This window comes from Wolbachia endosymbiont of Ceratosolen solmsi (assembly GCF_017869155.1).
GTDB lineage: Bacteria > Pseudomonadota > Alphaproteobacteria > Rickettsiales > Anaplasmataceae > Wolbachia > Wolbachia pipientis.
This window is the reverse complement of sequence record NZ_CP054598.1, coordinates 985,688-1,005,549: the sequence shown is the minus strand read 5'-3', so window position 1 is coordinate 1,005,549 and position 19,862 is coordinate 985,688. Positions and strand designations below refer to the sequence as shown.

Here is a 19,862-nt window from a genome sequence, read left to right as displayed (position 1 = left end):
TGGGGTATTTTAATGGTTGATTCTTCTTATATGTACGCTTCTGGTGCTTTTGTTCCTAGAGTTTCTTATTCTAGGTCGATTGATTTAAAAGATTCTTTATTGGATTTGGTTAAGGTTCAAAAAGAATCGTATGATTCATTTACTCCTCAGAATAAGGGTAATGAAAGACTTGAAGTTATCTTTCATACAATCTTTCCAATAAATGATCCTTTGCGTAGAGCTACTATTGAGTTTATAAGTTGTAGGGTGGATGATCCTAAGTATGATGAATCTGAGTGTATAAAGCGTGGTGTAACTTTTTCTGCTCAGGTTATTGCTTCTATACGTCTTGTTGTTATGCAGGATGGTATTTCTCTTGATGAATATAAATCGATTAAAGAGAGTGGAGATCATTCTAAACTTGCAACCGTTGTAAAATCTATAGAAGAGCAGAAAGTCCACTTTTGTGGGTTGCCTATGATGACTGATAAGGGCACTTTCATCATTAATGGTGTGGAAAAAGTTATCGTCTCACAAATGCATAGGTCTCCTGGTGTATTCTTTGATAGCGATAAGGGAAAAACTTACAATTCTGGTAAATTGATCTATTCTGCTAGAATTATTCCTTATAGGGGTTCTTGGCTTGATATTGAATTTGATGTTAAAGACCATTTGTATTTTCGTGTTGATAGAAAAAGAAAATTGCCAATCTCAGTTTTATTAAAGGCGTTGGGTTTATCAAATAATGATATACTCGATAGATTTTATGAGAAAATAAAGTATGTAAAACATAAAGATGGTTGGAAAGTGCCTTTTGTTCCTGATAAATTTAAAGGAGTGAGGCTGCCTTTCGACTTAATGGATATTGAAGGTAATGTGCTGCTTAAAGCTAACGTTCGTATTACCTCAAGACTAGCTAAAAAGCTATATGATAATGAATTGAAAGAGTATCTGGTTCCTTTTAATTCTATATGTGGTTTATTCCTCGCAGAAGATTTAATGGATAGTGCTAGCTCTACGAAAATTTTATCTGCTGGTGAATCTATAAAGCTGGAAGACATAAAGAAGCTTGAGTTATTATCTGTAGATGAAATATCAGTGTTGAACATAGATAATTTGTTTGTTGGACCTTATATATTAAATACGCTTTTCTTAGATGAAAACATGTCTTATCAGGATGCACTATATGAAATATATAGAGTTTTGCGTCCTGGTGAAGTTCCTGTTTTAGAGATAGTAGAAGAGTTTTTCCGTAATCTTTTCTTCAGTCCGGAATATTATGATTTGTCTAACATTGGTAGGTTGAAGCTTAACTCTTACCTTGGATTAAATTATGATGAGGATTTAACTGTTTTAACGCATGAAGATATTATTGAAATTGTGAAAAAAATAGTATTGTTACGTGACGGTCAAGGATCTGTAGATGATATTGATCATTTAGGAAACAGAAGAGTAAGATCAGTTGGAGAGTTTATAGAAAATCAATTTAGAACTGGGTTGTTGAAATTGGAACGCGCAATAGTTGATTCTATGTCCACTTCTAGTTTAGATAAAGTTTCTCCATCTGATTTTATTAATCCAAAAGTGTTAACTAATGTCTTAAGAGATTTCTTCAATTCTTCTCAATTATCTCAATTTATGGATCAGACTAATCCGTTATCTGAAATAACACATAAAAGAAGGTTATCCGCGTTAGGTCCTGGCGGTTTAACAAGAGAACGGGCAGGATTTGAGGTGCGTGATGTTCATCCAACTCATTATGGAAGAATTTGCCCTATTGAGACTCCTGAAGGGCAAAATATAGGGTTAATCAACAGCTTAGCTATATACGCGCGTATTAATAAATATGGTTTCATTGAAAGCCCTTATAGAAAAGTAGTCAATAGGGTTGTTACTGATCAAATTGAGTATCTTTCTGCTATAGACGAAGGCTCACATCATATAGCTGACACTAGCGTAAAGCTTGATGAAAATAATTGCTTTGTTGATGACATGCTATACTGTAGATATGCTGGTAGCTTCGTCATGGTAAGTAGCGACCAAGTTAGTTACATTGACGTATCTCCTAAGCAGGTAATATCAGTTGCAGCTTCCTTGATTCCATTTTTAGAAAATGATGATGCTAATAGAGCATTAATGGGCTCAAATATGCAACGTCAGGCCGTACCTTTATTGAAGCCTACCGCTCCTCTGGTTGCTACTGGTATGGAGTCTTTTGTAGCTTCTGGCTCTGGTGCTGTAGTTTTAGCAAAACGCGATGGCATAGTTGATAGTTCTGATAGTAACTCTATAGTTATACGTGCTTTTGATAAAGAAAGGGTTAACTACTTGGACGTAGATATTTATCATCTAAGGAAGTTTCAGCGTTCTAACCATAATACTTGTATTAATCAAAGACCGCTAGTGTGCGTAGGTGATTATGTTAAAAAGGGTGATGTAATAGCTGATGGTCCTGCAATTAACAGTGGTGAGTTGGCGCTTGGTAAAAATTTGCTAGTCGCTTTTATGTCTTGGCAAGGTTATAATTTTGAAGACTCTATTATTATTTCTAGTGAAGTTGTTAAAAAAGATCTCTTTACTTCTATTCATATAGAAGAATTTGACTGTGTTGTACATGATACCCCTTTAGGATCAGAAAAAATAACTCGTGCTATACCTGGTGTTAATGAAGAAAATCTATATCACTTGGATGATAGTGGTATAGTGAAAATTGGTACAAGAGTTGGTCCAGGCTATATTCTGGTAGGTAAAGTTACACCTAAACCTTCTCTTTCATTGCCTCCTGAAACGAAGTTATTAATGACAATTTTTGGTGAAAAGTCATTCGATTGTGCGGATTCCTCTTTATATACATCTCCAGATGTTGAAGGGACAGTAATTGATGTACAAGTCTTTACACGCAGGGGGGTTGAAGAAAATGAAAGGGCATTACTCATCAAACAAAAAGAGATAAATGACTTTGAGGAAGAGCGAGATTATATAATCAATGTTACTAGTGAATATTTCTATGATGAATTGAAGAAACTTCTTATTAATTCTGGTTCTCAAGATCGAGAAAAATTTGACTCTATTGAACGTGAGCAATGGTGGGGTATAGGATTAAAAAACCAATCCATTTCTGAGCAAGTTAAGAGCTTAAAAAAAGATTTTGATGAAAAAGTATCACATGCAATAGCACAGTTTAAGCGAAAAGTAGAAAAATTACATGAAGGTTATGACCTGCCTCAAGGTGTGTCGATGTCAGTAAAAGTTTTCATTGCTGTGAAACATAGTCTGCAACCAGGGGATAAAATGGCTGGTAGACATGGAAATAAAGGTGTGATTTCTCGAGTTGTGCCAGTGGAAGATATGCCTTATTTGGAAGATGGTACTCCTGTTGATATTATTCTTAACCCTCTTGGTGTTCCTTCACGAATGAATGTAGGGCAAATACTGGAAACGCATGTAGGTTGGGCTTGTAGAAAATTAGGGGAAAAGGTAAGTAATATTCTCGATGAGATCAATAAGATCAAAAGTGCTTTTTGCAAGGGAATTAGGTCCCTTAACGATGATAATTTTACACAATTTGCAGTAGCATACCTTGATAATAAAAAAATTGAAAATATTGATGATGATGAAATAACGGCTTCTGTTTTAAATACACCTAATAAGAATGCACTAAATGACGAGTTGAATGAGTTAGTAGAGAACTATTTGAACTCTTGTAAAAGTTCATACAGCAATTTACGTAACTTCCTGATTGAGGTTTATAGCTATGGCAGTAACGTATCTATCTGTAATGATATTCGTAATATTAGTGATAATAATCTCATTGAATTTGCACGCAAATTACGTGATGGCGTTCCTGTTGCTGCACCTGTATTTGAGGGTCCAAAAGATGAACAAATAGCAAAATTATTTGAACTTGCTGGTTTAGATAACTCTGGACAAGCTGTATTATATGACGGTTGCAGTGGTGAAAAATTCGACCGCAAGGTTACAGTTGGTTACATGTACATGCTTAAGTTGCACCACTTGGTTGATGGTAAAATTCATGCGCGTTCAGTAGGGCCTTATAGTTTGGTTACTCAACAACCTCTTGGAGGAAAATCTCATTTTGGTGGTCAGCGTTTTGGTGAAATGGAATGTTGGGCATTACAAGCCTATGGTGCTGCTTATACTTTGCAGGAAATGTTAACTGTGAAGTCTGATGATATTAATGGTAGAGTTAAGATTTATGAATCGATAATAAAAGGTGACAGTAATTTTGAATGTGGAATTCCTGAATCCTTTAATGTGATGATAAAAGAACTACGTTCTTTATGTTTAAATGTAGATTTAAAGCAAAATGATGTAGTGATTGAAGATATATCTCACACTAACATTGCACAACCTTTTAATGAGGTTAGCATATCGATTGCTAGCCCTGAAAGTATTAAGCGTATATCTTGTGGTGAGATAGAAGATGTTTCAACTGCAAATTATCGTACGTTCAAAGTTGAGAAAGGTGGATTATTTTGCCCTAAGGTTTTTGGTCCTGTCAATGACGATGAATGTTTATGTGGAAAATACAAAAAAAGAAGACACAGAGGTCGCATATGCGAAAAATGCGGAGTAGAAGTTACATCTTCTAAAGTAAGAAGAGAAAGGATGGGTCATATAGAGCTTGCATCTCCTGTTGCTCATATATGGTTTTTGAAATCGCTTCCTTCAAGAATTGGAGCATTATTAGATATGTCTCTCAGAGATATTGAGAATATTTTATATAGCGATAATTATATCGTAATAGATCCTCTTGTTTCGCCTTTTGAAAAAGGTGAGATTATTAGTGAAAAAGCTTATAATGAAGCTAAAGATAGCTATGGGATCGATAGTTTTGTAGCTATGCAAGGTGTTGAAGCTATAAGAGAGTTGCTAACGCGCCTTGATTTACATGAAATTAGGAAGGATTTAAGACTAGAATTAGAATCTGTTGCTTCTGAGATAAGAAGAAAGAAAATTATAAAGAGATTGCGTATTGTTGAAAACTTCATTAAATCTGGAAATAGGCCTGAGTGGATGATACTTACAACTATACCTATTTTACCACCTGATTTGCGTCCTTTGGTATCGCTTGAGAGTGGTCGTCCTGCAGTTTCTGATCTGAATCATCATTATAGGACTATTATTAATAGAAATAACAGGTTGAGGAAATTGTTGAGCTTAAATCCTCCTGAGATTATGATTCGTAATGAAAAAAGGATGTTACAAGAAGCAGTTGATTCTCTTTTTGATAATAGTCGTCGTAATACTTTGGTAAATAAAGCTGGTGCTGTTGGATATAAAAAGTCCATTAGTGATATGTTAAAAGGAAAACAGGGTCGTTTTCGCCAGAACCTCTTAGGAAAAAGGGTAGACTACTCTGGACGTTCTGTAATAGTTGTTGGTCCAACTTTGAAACTAAATCAGTGTGGATTACCAAAAAGAATGGCTCTTGAACTATTCAAACCTTTTGTTTACTCAAAGCTTAAGATGTATGGTATGGCTCCAACTATTAAGTTTGCTAGTAAGTTGATAAGAGCAGAAAAACCAGAAGTTTGGGATATGCTTGAAGAGGTAATAAAAGAGCATCCTGTTTTGTTGAATAGAGCGCCTACGCTACATAGACTTGGTATTCAGGCTTTTGAGCCAATCCTTATTGAAGGCAAAGTAATACAGCTTCATCCGCTTGTCTGTACGGCGTTTAATGCTGATTTTGATGGTGATCAAATGGCAGTGCATGTGCCAATTTCATTGGAAGCTCAGCTTGAAGCTAGGGTGTTGATGATGTCCACTAATAACGTTTTAAGTCCTTCTAATGGCAGACCGATTATAGTTCCTAGTAAAGATATAGTACTTGGTATATATTATCTGACTTTACAAGAACCTAAGGAAGATAATTTACCATCTTTTGGTGCTTTTTGTGAAGTTGAGCATTCCTTGAGTGATGGTACTTTACATATTCATTCTAGTATAAAGTATAGGATGGAGTATATTAATAGCAGCGGTGAAACTCACTATAAAACTGTTTGTACAACTCCTGGCCGTTTAATATTATGGCAAATTTTTCCTAAGCATGAGAATCTAGGCTTCGATCTAATAAATCAGATATTAACAGTCAAGGAAATAACTGGTATAGTTGATTTGGTATATCGTAACTGTGGTCAAAGTGCTACAGTGGCATTTTCTGATAAATTAATGGTACTTGGCTTTGAGTATGCCACATTTTCTGGTGTCTCTTTTGGTCGTTGTGATATGGTTATACCTGAAACTAAAGCTACACATGTTGATCACGCGAGGGGTGAAATTAAGAAATTCTCTATGCAATATCAAGATGGGCTAATAACTAGAAGTGAGAGGTATAACAAGGTTATAGATGAATGGTCTAAGTGTACGGATATGATAGCTAATGATATGTTAAAAGCAATATCTATATATGATGGAAATAGTAAGTACAACTCAGTGTATATGATGGTTAACTCTGGTGCAAGGGGTTCTACTTCACAGATGAAACAGCTAGCAGGAATGCGAGGGCTCATGACCAAACCTTCTGGTGAGATTATAGAAACACCTATAATTTCTAATTTCCGTGAAGGATTGAACGTATTTGAATACTTTAATTCTACTCACGGTGCGCGTAAAGGTTTAGCTGACACTGCACTTAAAACTGCAAACTCTGGATACTTAACTCGTCGTTTAGTTGATGTATCTCAAAATTGCATAGTTACAAAGCATGACTGTAAAACAAAAAATGGTCTTGTTGTGAGAGCTACAGTTGAAGGAAGTACTATAGTTGCATCTCTAGAGAGTGTTGTGCTGGGTAGAACAGCTGCAAATGATATATATAACCCAGTGACAAAAGAATTATTAGTAAAAGCAGGGGAATTAATTGATGAGGATAAAGTAAAGCAAATCAGCATTGCAGGTCTTGATGTTGTAAAAATTAGATCGCCTTTAACTTGTGAAATAAGTCCTGGTGTATGTTCTTTATGTTATGGAAGAGACCTTGCAACTGGTAAAATTGTTTCAATAGGTGAAGCAGTTGGTGTTATAGCTGCTCAATCTGTTGGAGAGCCAGGTACTCAGTTAACGATGCGTACTTTTCATATAGGTGGAGTAATGACTAGAGGCGTTGAATCCTCGAATATTATAGCTTCTATTAATGCTAAAATAAAGTTAAACAATAGTAATATAATTATAGATAGAAACGGAAATAAAATTGTGATAAGCCGTTCCTGTGAAGTCGTGTTGATTGATAGCCTTGGTAGTGAGAAGTTGAAGCACAGTGTACCTTACGGCGCTAAGCTTTATGTAGATGAGAGTGGGTCAGTAAAAATTGGCGATAAAGTTGCGGAATGGGATCCTTATACATTGCCTATTATCACGGAGAAGACTGGTACAGTGTCTTATCAGGACTTAAAAGATGGAATTTCGATCACTGAAGTGATGGATGAATCTACAGGAATATCAAGCAAAGTAGTAAAAGACTGGAAATTGCATTCTGGTGGAGCTAATTTACGTCCTCGTATTGTGCTGCTTGACGATAATGGTAAAGTAATGACACTCGCAAGTGGCGTTGAAGCATGTTATTTTATACCAATCGGTGCAGTGCTCAATGTACAAGATGGCCAGAAGGTTCATGCAGGTGATGTTATTACAAGAACACCAAGAGAGTCAGTTAAAACTCGTGATATTACTGGTGGTTTACCGAGGGTTATAGAGTTATTTGAAGCACGTCGTCCTAAAGAGCATGCTATTGTTAGTGAGATAGATGGCTATGTAGCGTTTTCTGAAAAAGACCGTAGAGGAAAATGCAGTATATTAATTAAACCTGTAGATGAACAAATTTCTCCAGTTGAATATTTGGTATCAAGAAGTAAGCATGTAATAGTCAATGAAGGTGATTTTGTACGTAAAGGTGATCTATTGATGGATGGTGACCCTGATCTCCATGATATTTTACGTGTGCTTGGGTTAGAAGCTTTAGCGCACTATATGATTTCTGAAATACAGCAAGTTTATAGATTGCAGGGTGTTCGTATAGACAATAAGCATTTAGAGGTGATCTTAAAACAAATGCTACAAAAAGTGGAAATTACTGATCCTGGTGATACTATGTACTTGGTTGGCGAAAGCATTGACAAGCTGGAAGTTGATAGGGAAAATGATGCTATGAGTAACTCTGGCAAACGGTCTACTCATTATCTTCCTATTCTGCAGGGGATTACTAGGGCAAGTCTTGAAACTAGCTCCTTTATTTCTGCTGCCTCTTTCCAAGAGACAACAAAAGTACTTACAGAAGCAGCATTCTGCGGGAAGAGTGATCCTTTAAGTGGATTAAAAGAAAATGTTATAGTAGGAAGATTAATTCCTGCTGGTACAGGTTTGATTATGAATAAGATCAGAGCACTTTCACTTTGTGATAATGTGGATAAATATGAAAAATATTTTGATATTGAAACTTATGACGAGGAATGGTTGATGGATAATGGTTGTCATTTACACTCTGGTGAGGAAGAGAGCGTAGTGGCATACGATCAGTCGAATTGAGTACAGCTAGTGTGTCTCTTGACCAAAAAAGCCAATAATATTTTCTTTCACTTCTGTGCTATCTGTCATGTTATTTACTCTCACACGAAATTCAGATGAGCCTTGAAGCCCGCTACTGTACCAACCTATGTGTTTGCGGGCCATCTTTATTCCTGTGTCATTTCCATAGTACTCAAGAATATTGTCGTAATGCTCGAGTATGATGCTTAATCTCTCTGAAGCTGTTGGCTCAGAAGTTTCACTTCCACTGAGAAAGTTCATTGCTTGATTAATCAGCCAAGGTTTACCGTAGGCACCACGACCTATCATCACTCCGTCTGCTCCAGATTCTTTGAGAGCATTCTGAATATCATTTAAATTTTTAATATCGCCATTTACTATAACTGGAATTTTCACTTGCTCTTTAACATTTCTAACGAATTTCCAATCTGCTTGACCATTATAAAGCTGCGCTCTTGTTCTTCCATGCACAGTGATCATTTTTGCTCCTAAGTCTTCGGCAATTTTCGCAAGTCTCGAGGCATTGCGATTTTCATCGTTCCATCCAGTGCGCATTTTCACCGTAACTGGCATATTCACTGCTTTGACCACAGCTTCAATTATCTCAGCGGCTTTTTTCTCATCACGCATTAGCGCTGATCCTGCATAACCGTTTACAACTTTTTTAACAGGGCAACCAAAGTTTATGTCTATAATTTTTGCTCCCATGTCCTCGTTTAATTTTGCAGCCTCCGCCATAACATCTGGCTCACACCCAGCAAGCTGCACAGCAGTTAATGCATCGACTTTTGCTTTTTGCAAACTCTGGCGAGTTTGCATAATCATAGCTCTGCTTGCGATCATCTCTGAAACTAACAAACTTGCACCAAGTTTCTTCACAATACTTCTAAACGGATAATCAGTCACTCCAGACATTGGAGCTAAAATAACTGGAGAATCAATTGTCAAATTTCCTACTTGTAGGGACATATATTCTATGTGTTCAAACCTAGCGCATTTACACATACTGTTACAACACTTTGTATAGCCGAACTTACTTTTTCCATAAGAGAAGGCTCTACCTCTACTATCTCAGCTCTCTCATAATGACCAGGTGCCAAGTATACCGTTTCTTGTTCTTTATTTCCCCATAGCTCGTTGTTCTGCTGATAACCTTCATTTATCATTCCCGCATTTGGCAGAAACAATGTATTTACATCATTACCATTATTTTTATAGTAGACGTCAATTTCAATATTAGCCAGCGAAGCTAAGATAGAAATTTCTTCTATGAAAACATGGTAACTTTGGCTGCTGATTGCCTCTAGATAAGATCTATAAATGGATTTGCCATTGAGAAAAGAATTTGCTGCAGTATCACTATTATAATTTCTATCATATTTTCTTTCACTAATATTGAGATTACTAGCACTAATGCTTCTTAAATCACCTATAACTTCATTTTCTTTTAATGTTGTAAGACAACATAACTTTTTATTAATTTATTAGTCTTTTTTTTGATCTTCTCTACCCGTCTGTTTGTATGCTGAACCAAATCTTTTATTGAGTCCGACATATCAATCAAATGATTTGGATTTTCTAAGAATGCACCAAAAACTTTCTGCATCTGTCCCTTCAATAACTCAGGCATCCTTGGATCATTCAAAGAGTTAAATTGACTTAAAAATTTGTGCCATTCCATTCTCATATCTTGTGCTTTTTCAGTTTTATATTGACCAGAGCTATTATCACCAAATACCGCATGGAAAAAGCAGTTGCCATCACCTGTAGTATTATATTGAACAATTTTTGTTTGCTTACTTTCTACTGAATCTAAACTTACTCCGCTATCTTTACGACTTATATTTCCTGGACCACCTAATACAGGGCTTGGCGTGCCAGCCCTGCTTTGTTCATCCTTTTTCAACGCTTTTGCAAATTCTTTTCTCTTCTCTATTAATTGCTCTGAACTAAGTTCATATTTTAGCTGATCATCAATTTCATCAAACGATTTGCCTGCTTTCAGCATATCTGTAATTTTCTTAGCATTCTCTAAGGCAAATATTCCACAATTATACTTATCATCTTGTTGTTTAGCTTTTGAGTTTCTAATACTACTATTGTCTATTCCTAGAGTTTTCTGTAGCGCACTTGATACCTCTTCTGGTAATGGTTCACCAAATGAATCGCAATAATATGCTCTAAACTTTTTACTCTTTTCATCATGAGAAATAACCAATGTTACCCAATGATTGTTATTTAAGTTAAGAATTGAAGATAATACTAAATTGTTATCCCCTTTTACTTTATCTTTATATTCTTGCAATCGGTTCCCCAGAAAAGATGTAAGATTATCGAGGCAAGAAAAGAACACTCCTTTGGAAAATTCCCTGTGACCTTTTTTACGATATGGCATCCATCCATAGTAACTTTTTGCAATCTCTGCAATATCAAAATTACTTAACCAAAATTTATAATCTTCTTTTTTATTTGTCTTATATACAAAAGAATCCTTATTTTCTTTGCAGTCAAAAATACCACTATCCCTATCAGGAGTTTTCGGTCTTGCTTGCTTTTCTGGAGTCTTGCCTTGCAAATCTTGTAGTTCTGTATCTTTTTCTTCACTCTTTTCCCCCTTTGAAGCTCTTTTTCCATTAATATAGTTCTTCGCTAAGTAAAATAAAGGTTCAACAACCATTTTGTATGCTACTGTAAGAATTATTCCCATTAAAACCCAAACTACGGGGTTAGAGATGAGCATAGCAAGTGGAAAGGTCAATAGAGGGGATCCTATTACCGCCCCTAAACAGCCAGCAGCGAATGTGGCTGCTAGGCATACACAAGTAGCGTAGATAACGAATTCCTCACCAGCAAAGTCAGTGCTCTCTTTCTGATTATTTTTTGTAATACCCAACATACTACACCCTATGAACGCTAAGTTAATTAAATTTTAACAAATTCTAACAAAAAAATCAACCATAATAATTTTAGTAGTATGAGAATATATTGAATATTAAGAGCTTTTGGAGTACAGTAACAATGTTAGTAATAGCACAATATATGCACGATATAGAATATATACGCAAAAACCCTGAAGGATTTGAAAAGGCAATGAAAAGCAGGGGAATTAGAGAATCTACTGCGGAAGAGATATTAGAAATCGATCACGAGAAAAGATCATTAACCACTAAACTGCAGGATTTGAATAGGCAGCGCAATGAAATCACAGAGGAAATAAAAAAGCTTAAAATGAGCAAGAGCCCCTGTGAAGAGCAAATAGAGTTGTCAAAAAGCATCACAAATGAGATAGAGGCAATCAGCTTAAAAGAACAAGCAGAAAAGGATAAGTTAGTGAATGTTTTATCTAACTTGCCGAATATTCCTGCGCAAGATGTGCCAATAGGCGCAGATGAGAACTCTAATTTAGAGGTGAGAAGATATGGAGGAAAAAGACAGTTTGATTTTACAGCAAAATCTCATTATGAGCTCGGGGAAAAGTTAGGTTTAATGGACTTCGAACAAGCGGCGAGAATTTCCGGATCAAGATTTACGATATTAAAAGGACAGTTAGCTAAGCTTGGACGAGCGCTAATAAATTGTATGCTTGAAATGCATGTTAATGAATTTGGCTATACTGAGGTTTACCACCCGGCTTTGGTGAAAAACGAAGCTATGTATAATGTTGGTCAGCTACCGAAATTTTCTGACGATTCGTATTTAACTACCGACGAATTGAGGTTGATTCCCACAAGTGAAGTGTTTTTAACAAATTTAGTTGCTGACAAAATAATGGAAGAAAAAGAACTGCCTATTCGCTTTACTGCATATTCGGAGTGCTTTCGTAAAGAAGCAGGTAGTGCAGGTCGCGATACCAGGGGCATGATAAGGCAACACCAATTTGGTAAAGTGGAGTTGGTAAGCATCACAACTGAAGACCAATCAAATGATGAGCTTGAGCGTATGACGAGTGTTGCTGAAGAGATATTAAAAAAATTAGAATTGCCATACAGAGTAATGCTGCTTTGCAGTGGCGATATGGGTTTTGCTGCACAAAGGACTTATGACATAGAGGTATGGTTACCTGGGCAAAATAAATATAGAGAAATATCAAGCTGCTCAAATTGTGGTGCATTTCAAGCAAGAAGGATGAACGCTAAATACTCTTCAGAAACTGATAAAAAGATGAAAAAATATATTCACACTTTAAACGGCTCAGCTTTAGCTATAGGAAGAACGATTATTGCCATAATGGAGAATTATCAAAATTCTGACGGGTCGATTGCAATACCAAACGTGTTGCAAAAATACATGAGTAATGATACTGTTATAAGCAAATAATAATTTTGACATATAGAAAAGCGAGGAAATAAAGATGAAGGTTCTGGTTATAGGTTCTGGTGGGCGTGAGCACGCTCTACTTTGGGCTCTAAAAAAATCTCCTATCTTGACTGAGTTATATGTAACTCCTGGTCGCCAAGCTATGAAAGATCTTGGGGCTCTTGTGGATGTAAATATTCAAAATTCAGTAGATGTTACACAATTTTGCAAGAGAGAAAATATAGAGTTGGTTGTTATTGGTCCAGAACAACCAATAATTGATGGGCTTGCTGATGATTTAGTTGCAGAGGGAATAAATGTTTTTGCTCCAAGTCAAGCAACTGCAAAACTTGAGGGATCGAAGTCTTTCACCAAGGGACTATGTAAACGATATGGTATACCAACTGCCAAGTACGAGTGTTTTGTTGATGAAGGGTTAGCTAAAGATTTTGTACGTAGCAATAAAATAAAGTTTCCACTTGTAGTGAAAGCAAATGGAATTGCAGCAGGAAAAGGGGTGGTTATATGTAATACAGAAAGCGAAGCTTTTTCAGCAATAAATTCAATGCTAGTGGAGAAAAAATTTGGTGAATCAGGTGAAGAAATAATCATAGAAGAGTTTTTAGTTGGAGAAGAAGTAAGTTTTTTTGCTCTTATTGATGGGTTGAAAGTAGTAACTCTTGGGTGTGCAAAAGATTATAAGAGAGTTGATGAAAGTAATGAAAGCCAAAATACTGGAGGTATGGGGTCGTACTCATCACCTTCAATTATAAGTAAGGACATGGAGCAAAAAATTATCCAAAAAATAATATACCCTACAGCTCAAGCATTGGTTAACATGGGTACGTCTTATAAAGGAGTACTCTTTGCTGGTTTAATGATTTGCAAAGATAGCCCAAAACTTCTCGAGTATAACGTTAGATTCGGTGATCCAGAAACGCAATCTATATTACCTAGATTTGATTCAAATTGCGATTTGTTAAAATTGATGTTGTCAGTTGCAGAAGGAAAGTTAAATGTCAAAATGGTGGAACTTAACAACAAATCTACAGTTTGTGTAGTTGTTGCAAGTAAAGGCTATCCGGGTGATTATCAAAAGGGAGAAGTAATTAAAGGATTAGATAAGATTGAAAGCATTCCTGGTGTGTTGGTGTTTCATGCTGGTACTAAATTCGATGAAAGTGGTAACTTAGTTTCCGATGGCGGAAGAGTGCTAAATATAGTAGCAGAAGGGAGCACTATAGAGGAAGCCAAAAGTAAGCTGTACTCAGCATTAAATTTTTTAGAATGGCCAGGGGGCTTCTTCAGATACGATATCGGTAGTTAATGTTAGCTGTCGGTTAGCAGGTGGTTCACAGAAACGAAAAACTTCCTTGACAAACTCCGCCAGCACTCTTATCATGAAACTGAAGCTATTGTATTTGCTTTCGCCAATCTGCAGATTAAAAGGTAAGGATTACTTAATGTATCGGCGTCTTATGTTCAATTTTTTGCAGTATATAGATACTGTATGTCTTTACAAAACTTCATCTACATCTAGATTTTTATCTAAATAAGCTGAACGCGCTTATAAAGCGTTACAAGACATCAAAAAATGCCAATACTCGACAGAGATAGTAAAAGACTAGCTAACTCGGGGATTCTTTGTCTTTTTTTCTGCTTAGTAAATTTCTTAAACATTTGCAGCGTAAGTTAGTTGCAATTAAAAGCAGCTAAATCTTGCTTGTCAAGTGTTTAAAACATAAAAAACGCCAATATTTTAAAGCGGATAATAACCCCAGGGCTTCTTTTGCCTTTTTTTTCATTTAGTAAATTTCTTAAATATTTATAGCTAAACGACAACCGTCATCCCGCTACGTGTTAGCGGGATCTAGAGATACCGCGGCGGTATGACGTAGGGAAACCTTTCTTGGGTTAGCTATAAAACTAATCAGCATCTTGTTTAGCACATATAAATTAAGTTTCACAAATATAGTGCTAAACCTTGAAAATATGTTATAGCTACTTCTTCCAATTTAGTGGTGGGTTTTGACAGTACACATGTTATTTTACTAGCTACCAACTCAAGTGTCACAGAAGTTGCAATCACTGCATTTATATTCTGTACTTTAACATTTACTCTACTTTCTATTAGAGGCTTTACCCCCCTACATCATTACGTACAGCAGTATGATTTATTTCATTTTTAGTTCCACTACTATGCTGCAACAAGATATCCCCATTAACTTTTATTTCAACATTTTTGTCACTACTACCATTGTTAAAATTTAATCCCTCATCTCTTCTACTTTGTCTTTTTTCTTTTAATTTTAATTCAGTTTCTCTTTCATCAAGTACGGAAACGGTAGGAAATGGGATGTGAGTTTTTTCCTGACCATCTTGATTTATAGCTCTTGTTGTATTAAAAGCTTCGTTGCTTTTACATGATATTGTATAAGTAAGTGGTGTGTAGATTTTTTCTTCACTATCTGGATATTTTATAGTTATTGTTGCATTAAGAATGTCTTTCAGAATATCGTTTTCTCTAGCTATGTCTAAAATTTCTTGAATAACTTTGCGATCATGTAATGCGGCAAGTAACTTATCAGTTACTTTTTGATTATTTTTATGTTTTATAGTTATTGTTGTGTCAAGAATATCTCTCAGAATACCGTTTTCTTTAGCTACTCTTAACATTTTCTCAACAGCTATACTATCTTTACGTAGTATAGCATAAGCAAGTGATATAATAGTTGGTTCTTTACCCCGATGTTTGGTTACTTCCGTAGTAAGAATCCTTTGTTTTTCCTTTTTAGATATTTTTTCTAGTTCTTCAGCAATGCTACTTTTTTTGCCTTTTATTTTTGATGCTAATTTTAAAATATTTTTTTCATCTTTCTCTTTCAATTTCGAATCGTTTACCTGATGAGTCATTTTTTTTCTCAAGGTCTTTCTTATTAAACTAAGTATAACATTTCCTCTCTTCGTGGTTATAATATTTGCTTTTATGAATCAGTTGTGTTGATAATGTATTAATTGCATAGTTCAGACATTGTTTTATAAAGCAAAATTTTAGTAGACCACCTTACAAGAACGTTTCTTGCTAATTCTGAATCCGAAAAAAGGACGCAGTAAAGTTATTTGTAAGGGAAGAATGAAACTTGTAGCTATAGCTAAACTGACTTACGATAATTTGAAAAACCGTCATCCCGCTGCTTGTTAGCGGGATCTAGAGATACCGCTACATTAATATTGTATTAATAAAAACTTAATAATAATCCTTAATAATATATGAACTAACATGTTCGCAATTTCGTATGACAGAGGAAACAAAAGATGGATATGCTTCCTTATATGTTGCAATTCAGGAAGGTAATATTGAAGCTGCAGAACTACTAATAAAGTGTGGCACAAACGTCAATGATCATTATGAACGCAATCGTACGCCACTGCATATTGCCATCGGACGCAAACAATTAGAAATAGCAAAATTGCTAATAAAAAATGGAGCAAACGTTAATGCAAAAACTCAAAATCATGGTAAAGATGATCTAACACCAATGCACTTTGCAGTTTTTGCAAATACGCCAGAATTTATAGAATTACTAGCTAGCCATGGTGCATTGATTAATGAAAGAGAAAGCACCGAAGGGTATACTCCTCTTCACTTTGCTGCTTTGTATGGGAACAAAAATATAATACAAGCCTTAATTGATAAGGGACAAGATATTGAAGATGTGGACAATAATGGGCGAACAGCTCTGTTTTTAGCTGCTAGGCAGTGCACTGAAGCAGAAGATGATAGCAGAATAGAAATTATCAAGTATTTGATAGACAAGCTCAAAGCAGATGTAACAAAGAAAGACAATAATAACAATGCAGTACTCTTTCCTGCCGCTAATAATTGCCCTGGAAAAGTGGTAGAATTCATCATTGAGCAATATATAAAAATCTTTGAGTTAGAGAATTTTATCAACCACAAAAATAATGATGGAATGGATGCTTTGGATATTGCGCTGAATAGTGGAAACGAAAAAGCTATTGAAGTATTAAGATCATATGGAGCAGATATCAAGAATAAGGTAGATGGTAGCATTCAAAAAATTACTGCAGAAAAACCAAGTAGTACCCTAGACAGAGCAGAAAGTGCAGAGGTAGCACCTCCAATTAAGCAAAGAGTATAAAACTTTTTATAAAGCGATTATAAATTTCAGTAAGTTGCAGAGGCTCTACAATGGGAAGTGTAGTATGTTAGCAGATACAAATGACTAGATAAATTATATTTCATTAAAGTCATTTATCTTGAAACATAAGCAGGATTTTGTATAGTTGTTTCAATTTGGGTCTGTATATTGAAACAATGCGTGAAAATGACAGGTCATTGTACAAGAGATACCTAATTCGCCGACAAGAATACTAGATAAAGAAACTTACATTTCAATTATTTTACAATTTCTGTATAATCTTAAAAACTCAATTAGTGCGTTATGAAGATAATAATAGGTAATGCTAGTAAGGAATTAGGGGAATCAGTAGTTAACCGGCTAGATGTTCAACCATCCTCTGCTTGGATATCAAAGTTTACCGATGGCGAGGTAAATGTAGAAGTAGCAAATGATCTGTATAATCAAGAAGTATACATAGTACAATCTCTTTCTCCCTCTGTGAATGATAACCTTATGGAGCTTCTGCTTATAATTGATGCAGTAAATAGATTAGGAGCCAAAAGGATAGTAGTAATTATTCCTTATTATGGATATAGCAGACAAGATAGAATTATCAAAAACAATAATATGCAATCTGCTTTAAGTGCTAAATTAGTTGCAAATCTTATTCAAACTGCAGGTGCAAGTAGTGTTGCAGTTATTGATTTGCACTCAAGTCAAATTGAAGGATTCTTTGATGTACCGGTAACTAATTTGAACTGCTTTGAAGCATTTGTTGACTCTATAAACACGGAAAATTTGGCAATTGTTGCACCTGATGTTGGGGCAATTGGCAGAGCACGTGCTTTTGCGAGGGCTTTAGAGGAAAAGTACAAGATAGGGTTAAGTGATAAGATTATTGTAGTAGATAAATATAGGGAGAAAGCAGGCACATCTCAAGTAATGAACATAATAGGAGAAGTTGCAAACAAAAATTGTGTCATTGTTGATGATATAGTTGACTCTGGTGGAACGTTGTGTAATGCAGCTCTTGCTTTAAAAAGTTACGGAGCAAAGTCCGTAACTTCATGCATCACACACGGTGTGCTTTCAGGAAGTGCAGTTGAGAAAATCTCTTCCTCTTCTTTAGATAAATTAGTGATTACGGATACCATACTTCACAAACTTGAAAAAACTGGTAAAATAGAAGTTGTTTCGGTTGTAAATATTTTAACTCACTTCATCCAAGGAGGTAGAAATGCCAGCTAAGTCAACAGAAGACGTTATTACTTCACTAATAGAATTTGCAAATAAGAGAAAAATAACAATTACCAAGGAAGAAATGCTTAAAATTGCACAGCTTGTAAGGATTAAGTTATCAAATGACGAGATTGATCACTACTCCAAAGAACTGACAATGCTGGATTGGATACACGATACTTTATTGCAAGTTAATACTGAAGGTGTTTCTCCTATGCGTTATGGCAGCATAGACAAGGACATTCATGTACGCGATGATGTTATAAATTCTCAAAACATTAAAAAAGAGATATTGTCCAATACAAAACCTGAGCATGGGTATTTTGTAGTGCCAAAGGTTATAAGCGATTAAAGTAAAATAAGGCTCATATCAAACCTATAATAGATCTACTTTCAAAAATAAGACCAATCCGGTAAAGAAGCATTTGTGGGAGTGGAAACCATTTTTTGATTTTTCTTTACTAAGTCTACTAAATATAGTTTAGAGTTGCTTGGTGATTCTGTTCTTGTAAAAATGATTTCTCTACCATTTGGTAGCCATGCCGGGGATTCAATTTTATGCCCCTCTGAAAGCAGACGTTCTTCTTTGCCATCTGGCTTCATAACTCCTATGTAAAATTTTCCTGACTGAATCTTTGTAAAAGCTATCAGATCTCCTTTTGGCGACCAAACAGGCGTAGCATATCTTCCACTTCCAAAACTAATTCTTTTAGGTTTTTTACTTTTGTTAGTAAAATCGATAACGTACAGTTGCTGACTCCCACTTATATCAGAACTAAAAGCCATATACTTTTGATCTGGAGAAAAAGAGGGAGAAGTGCTTATAGCTGAACCTTTAGTAATTTTTTTTGTTCGTTTACTACTTAAATCCAAAGATAATATATTCGTTTCACCACCCAATGAGTGGGAAATTAAAAGAGATTTACCATCGGGAGAAAATCTTGGTGCAGAAACAACTCCTTCAAATGCGCTGATTATTGATTCAGTGTTATCTTTTAAATTTTTTAATATTATATAACTTTTACCATTTGCGTACGAGATATAAACAATACCCTTTCCATTTGGTGAGAATCTCGGTGTTGACACAAATCTATCGCCATTTGTTAAGTATTTTATATTACTTCCATCTTGATTCATCACAGCAATTTTACGCACAGATTTGTAGTTGCTATCTTTTTCTTCAGCGATATACGTGATTTTTGTGTTGAAGTGCCCTTTCTCACCAATTAATCTATCATGTATCACATCCGAAACGAGGTGACCAATTTTTCTCCAGTCTTTTGCTGGAAAAACAACTGACTGAGTAAGTAATTCTCTTTTTGTAAAAGTGTCAAATAAACGAAATGATAGCTCTAATGCACTACCAGATATTTCGCTTAAACTTACTGTGACTACAGTATCGCTTTTCCAAGATTTAGATTCAGCTTCCGCGCCACGTTTTACATTAAATAAGCCACAATTAGATAAATTTGTTCCTATTACCTTTGCAATATTTTCGCTTAATTCGCTTTCCAACGCTGTTTTACATGTACATTTAGATACAACAAGACCAATGTTACCAACACTGCTTTTTTTTATATCAACATATAAAGCAGCTTTTGTAAAATAAGGAATAAATAACGAAATAAATAACACCAGATGAACGAATAGCTTCAT

Annotated in this window: 11 protein-coding genes; 6 read left to right on the top strand and 5 right to left on the bottom strand. The window is 35.3% G+C overall.

All coding sequences use genetic code 11. The features are described 5' to 3' along the window. Window positions 1-12 precede the first annotated feature (12 nt). Entirely contained in the window at window positions 13-8,526 is an 8,514-nt protein-coding gene (locus tag HUB95_RS04905; protein ID WP_209452366.1) for a DNA-directed RNA polymerase subunit beta/beta', read from the top strand. Between the two features lie 6 nt (window positions 8,527-8,532). On the opposite strand, the gene dusB is transcribed toward HUB95_RS04905, so the two are convergent. From dusB to HUB95_RS04895, 3 genes are all read right to left on the bottom strand, one after another. Further along, window positions 8,533-9,495: a tRNA dihydrouridine synthase DusB gene (dusB, locus tag HUB95_RS04900; RefSeq protein ID WP_209452365.1), complete on the bottom strand. Its 963-nt coding sequence runs from the start codon at window positions 9,493-9,495 to the stop codon at window positions 8,533-8,535. Between the two features lie 5 nt (window positions 9,496-9,500). Then, complete coding sequence (locus tag HUB95_RS06270; RefSeq protein ID WP_244662745.1) at window positions 9,501-9,692, bottom strand: hypothetical protein; 192 nt, start codon at window positions 9,690-9,692, stop codon at window positions 9,501-9,503. A gap of 281 nt (window positions 9,693-9,973) precedes the next feature. After that, window positions 9,974-11,422, bottom strand: a complete 1,449-nt coding sequence (locus HUB95_RS04895; protein ID WP_244662744.1) for a Ulp1 family isopeptidase — start codon at window positions 11,420-11,422, stop codon at window positions 9,974-9,976. A 143-nt stretch (window positions 11,423-11,565) separates the two neighbouring features. On the opposite strand from HUB95_RS04895, the gene serS reads away from it, so the two are divergent. After that, window positions 11,566-12,843 (top strand): serine--tRNA ligase, encoded by a 1,278-nt coding sequence (gene serS / locus HUB95_RS04890; RefSeq protein WP_141457322.1) that lies wholly within the window; start codon window positions 11,566-11,568, stop codon window positions 12,841-12,843. Window positions 12,844-12,877: 34 nt separating this feature from the next. Next, the gene (purD, locus tag HUB95_RS04885) at window positions 12,878-14,149 is read left to right on the top strand and encodes a phosphoribosylamine--glycine ligase (RefSeq protein WP_015588772.1); all 1,272 of its coding nucleotides are present in this window, start codon (window positions 12,878-12,880) and stop codon (window positions 14,147-14,149) included. A gap of 812 nt (window positions 14,150-14,961) precedes the next feature. Here the strand turns inward: purD and HUB95_RS04880 are convergent. Continuing rightward, window positions 14,962-15,735, bottom strand: coding sequence for a WD_0033/WD_0034 family tandem repeat-containing protein (locus HUB95_RS04880; protein ID WP_244662743.1), 774 nt, complete (start codon window positions 15,733-15,735; stop codon window positions 14,962-14,964). A gap of 383 nt (window positions 15,736-16,118) precedes the next feature. Here HUB95_RS04880 and HUB95_RS04875 point away from each other — a divergent pair, with 383 nt between their 5' ends. The 3 genes from HUB95_RS04875 to gatC all read left to right on the top strand — a co-directional run bounded on the left by HUB95_RS04875 (window position 16,119) and on the right by gatC (window position 18,558). Then, the gene (locus HUB95_RS04875) at window positions 16,119-16,985 is read left to right on the top strand and encodes an ankyrin repeat domain-containing protein (RefSeq protein WP_006280296.1); all 867 of its coding nucleotides are present in this window, start codon (window positions 16,119-16,121) and stop codon (window positions 16,983-16,985) included. 303 nt (window positions 16,986-17,288) lie between these two features. Next, entirely contained in the window at window positions 17,289-18,215 is a 927-nt protein-coding gene (locus tag HUB95_RS04870) for a ribose-phosphate diphosphokinase (protein ID WP_209452364.1), read from the top strand. Then, window positions 18,205-18,558, top strand: coding sequence for an Asp-tRNA(Asn)/Glu-tRNA(Gln) amidotransferase subunit GatC (gatC, locus tag HUB95_RS04865; RefSeq protein ID WP_015588776.1), 354 nt, complete (start codon window positions 18,205-18,207; stop codon window positions 18,556-18,558). The genes HUB95_RS04870 and gatC overlap by 11 nt, the downstream gene beginning before the upstream one ends. Window positions 18,559-18,599: 41 nt before the next feature. Here gatC and HUB95_RS04860 read toward each other — a convergent pair whose 3' ends face one another. Next, entirely contained in the window at window positions 18,600-19,862 is a 1,263-nt protein-coding gene (locus HUB95_RS04860; protein ID WP_015588777.1) for a Tol-Pal system protein TolB, read from the bottom strand.

What these genes read in the sequence shown, in the direction of transcription:
- HUB95_RS04905 (WP_209452366.1), top strand. Translation starts at nt 13, where the DNA reads ATGGTTGATTCTTCTTATATGTACGCTTCTGGTGCTTTTGTTCCTAGA.
- dusB (WP_209452365.1), bottom strand. Translation starts at nt 9,495, where the DNA reads ATGTCCCTACAAGTAGGAAATTTGACAATTGATTCTCCAGTTATTTTA.
- HUB95_RS06270 (WP_244662745.1), bottom strand. Translation starts at nt 9,692, where the DNA reads ATGATAAATGAAGGTTATCAGCAGAACAACGAGCTATGGGGAAATAAA.
- HUB95_RS04895 (WP_244662744.1), bottom strand. Translation starts at nt 11,422, where the DNA reads ATGTTGGGTATTACAAAAAATAATCAGAAAGAGAGCACTGACTTTGCT.
- serS (WP_141457322.1), top strand. Translation starts at nt 11,566, where the DNA reads ATGCACGATATAGAATATATACGCAAAAACCCTGAAGGATTTGAAAAG.
- purD (WP_015588772.1), top strand. Translation starts at nt 12,878, where the DNA reads ATGAAGGTTCTGGTTATAGGTTCTGGTGGGCGTGAGCACGCTCTACTT.
- HUB95_RS04880 (WP_244662743.1), bottom strand. Translation starts at nt 15,735, where the DNA reads ATGACTCATCAGGTAAACGATTCGAAATTGAAAGAGAAAGATGAAAAA.
- HUB95_RS04875 (WP_006280296.1), top strand. Translation starts at nt 16,119, where the DNA reads ATGACAGAGGAAACAAAAGATGGATATGCTTCCTTATATGTTGCAATT.
- HUB95_RS04870 (WP_209452364.1), top strand. Translation starts at nt 17,289, where the DNA reads ATGAAGATAATAATAGGTAATGCTAGTAAGGAATTAGGGGAATCAGTA.
- gatC (WP_015588776.1), top strand. Translation starts at nt 18,205, where the DNA reads ATGCCAGCTAAGTCAACAGAAGACGTTATTACTTCACTAATAGAATTT.
- HUB95_RS04860 (WP_015588777.1), bottom strand. Translation starts at nt 19,862, where the DNA reads ATGAAGCTATTCGTTCATCTGGTGTTATTTATTTCGTTATTTATTCCT.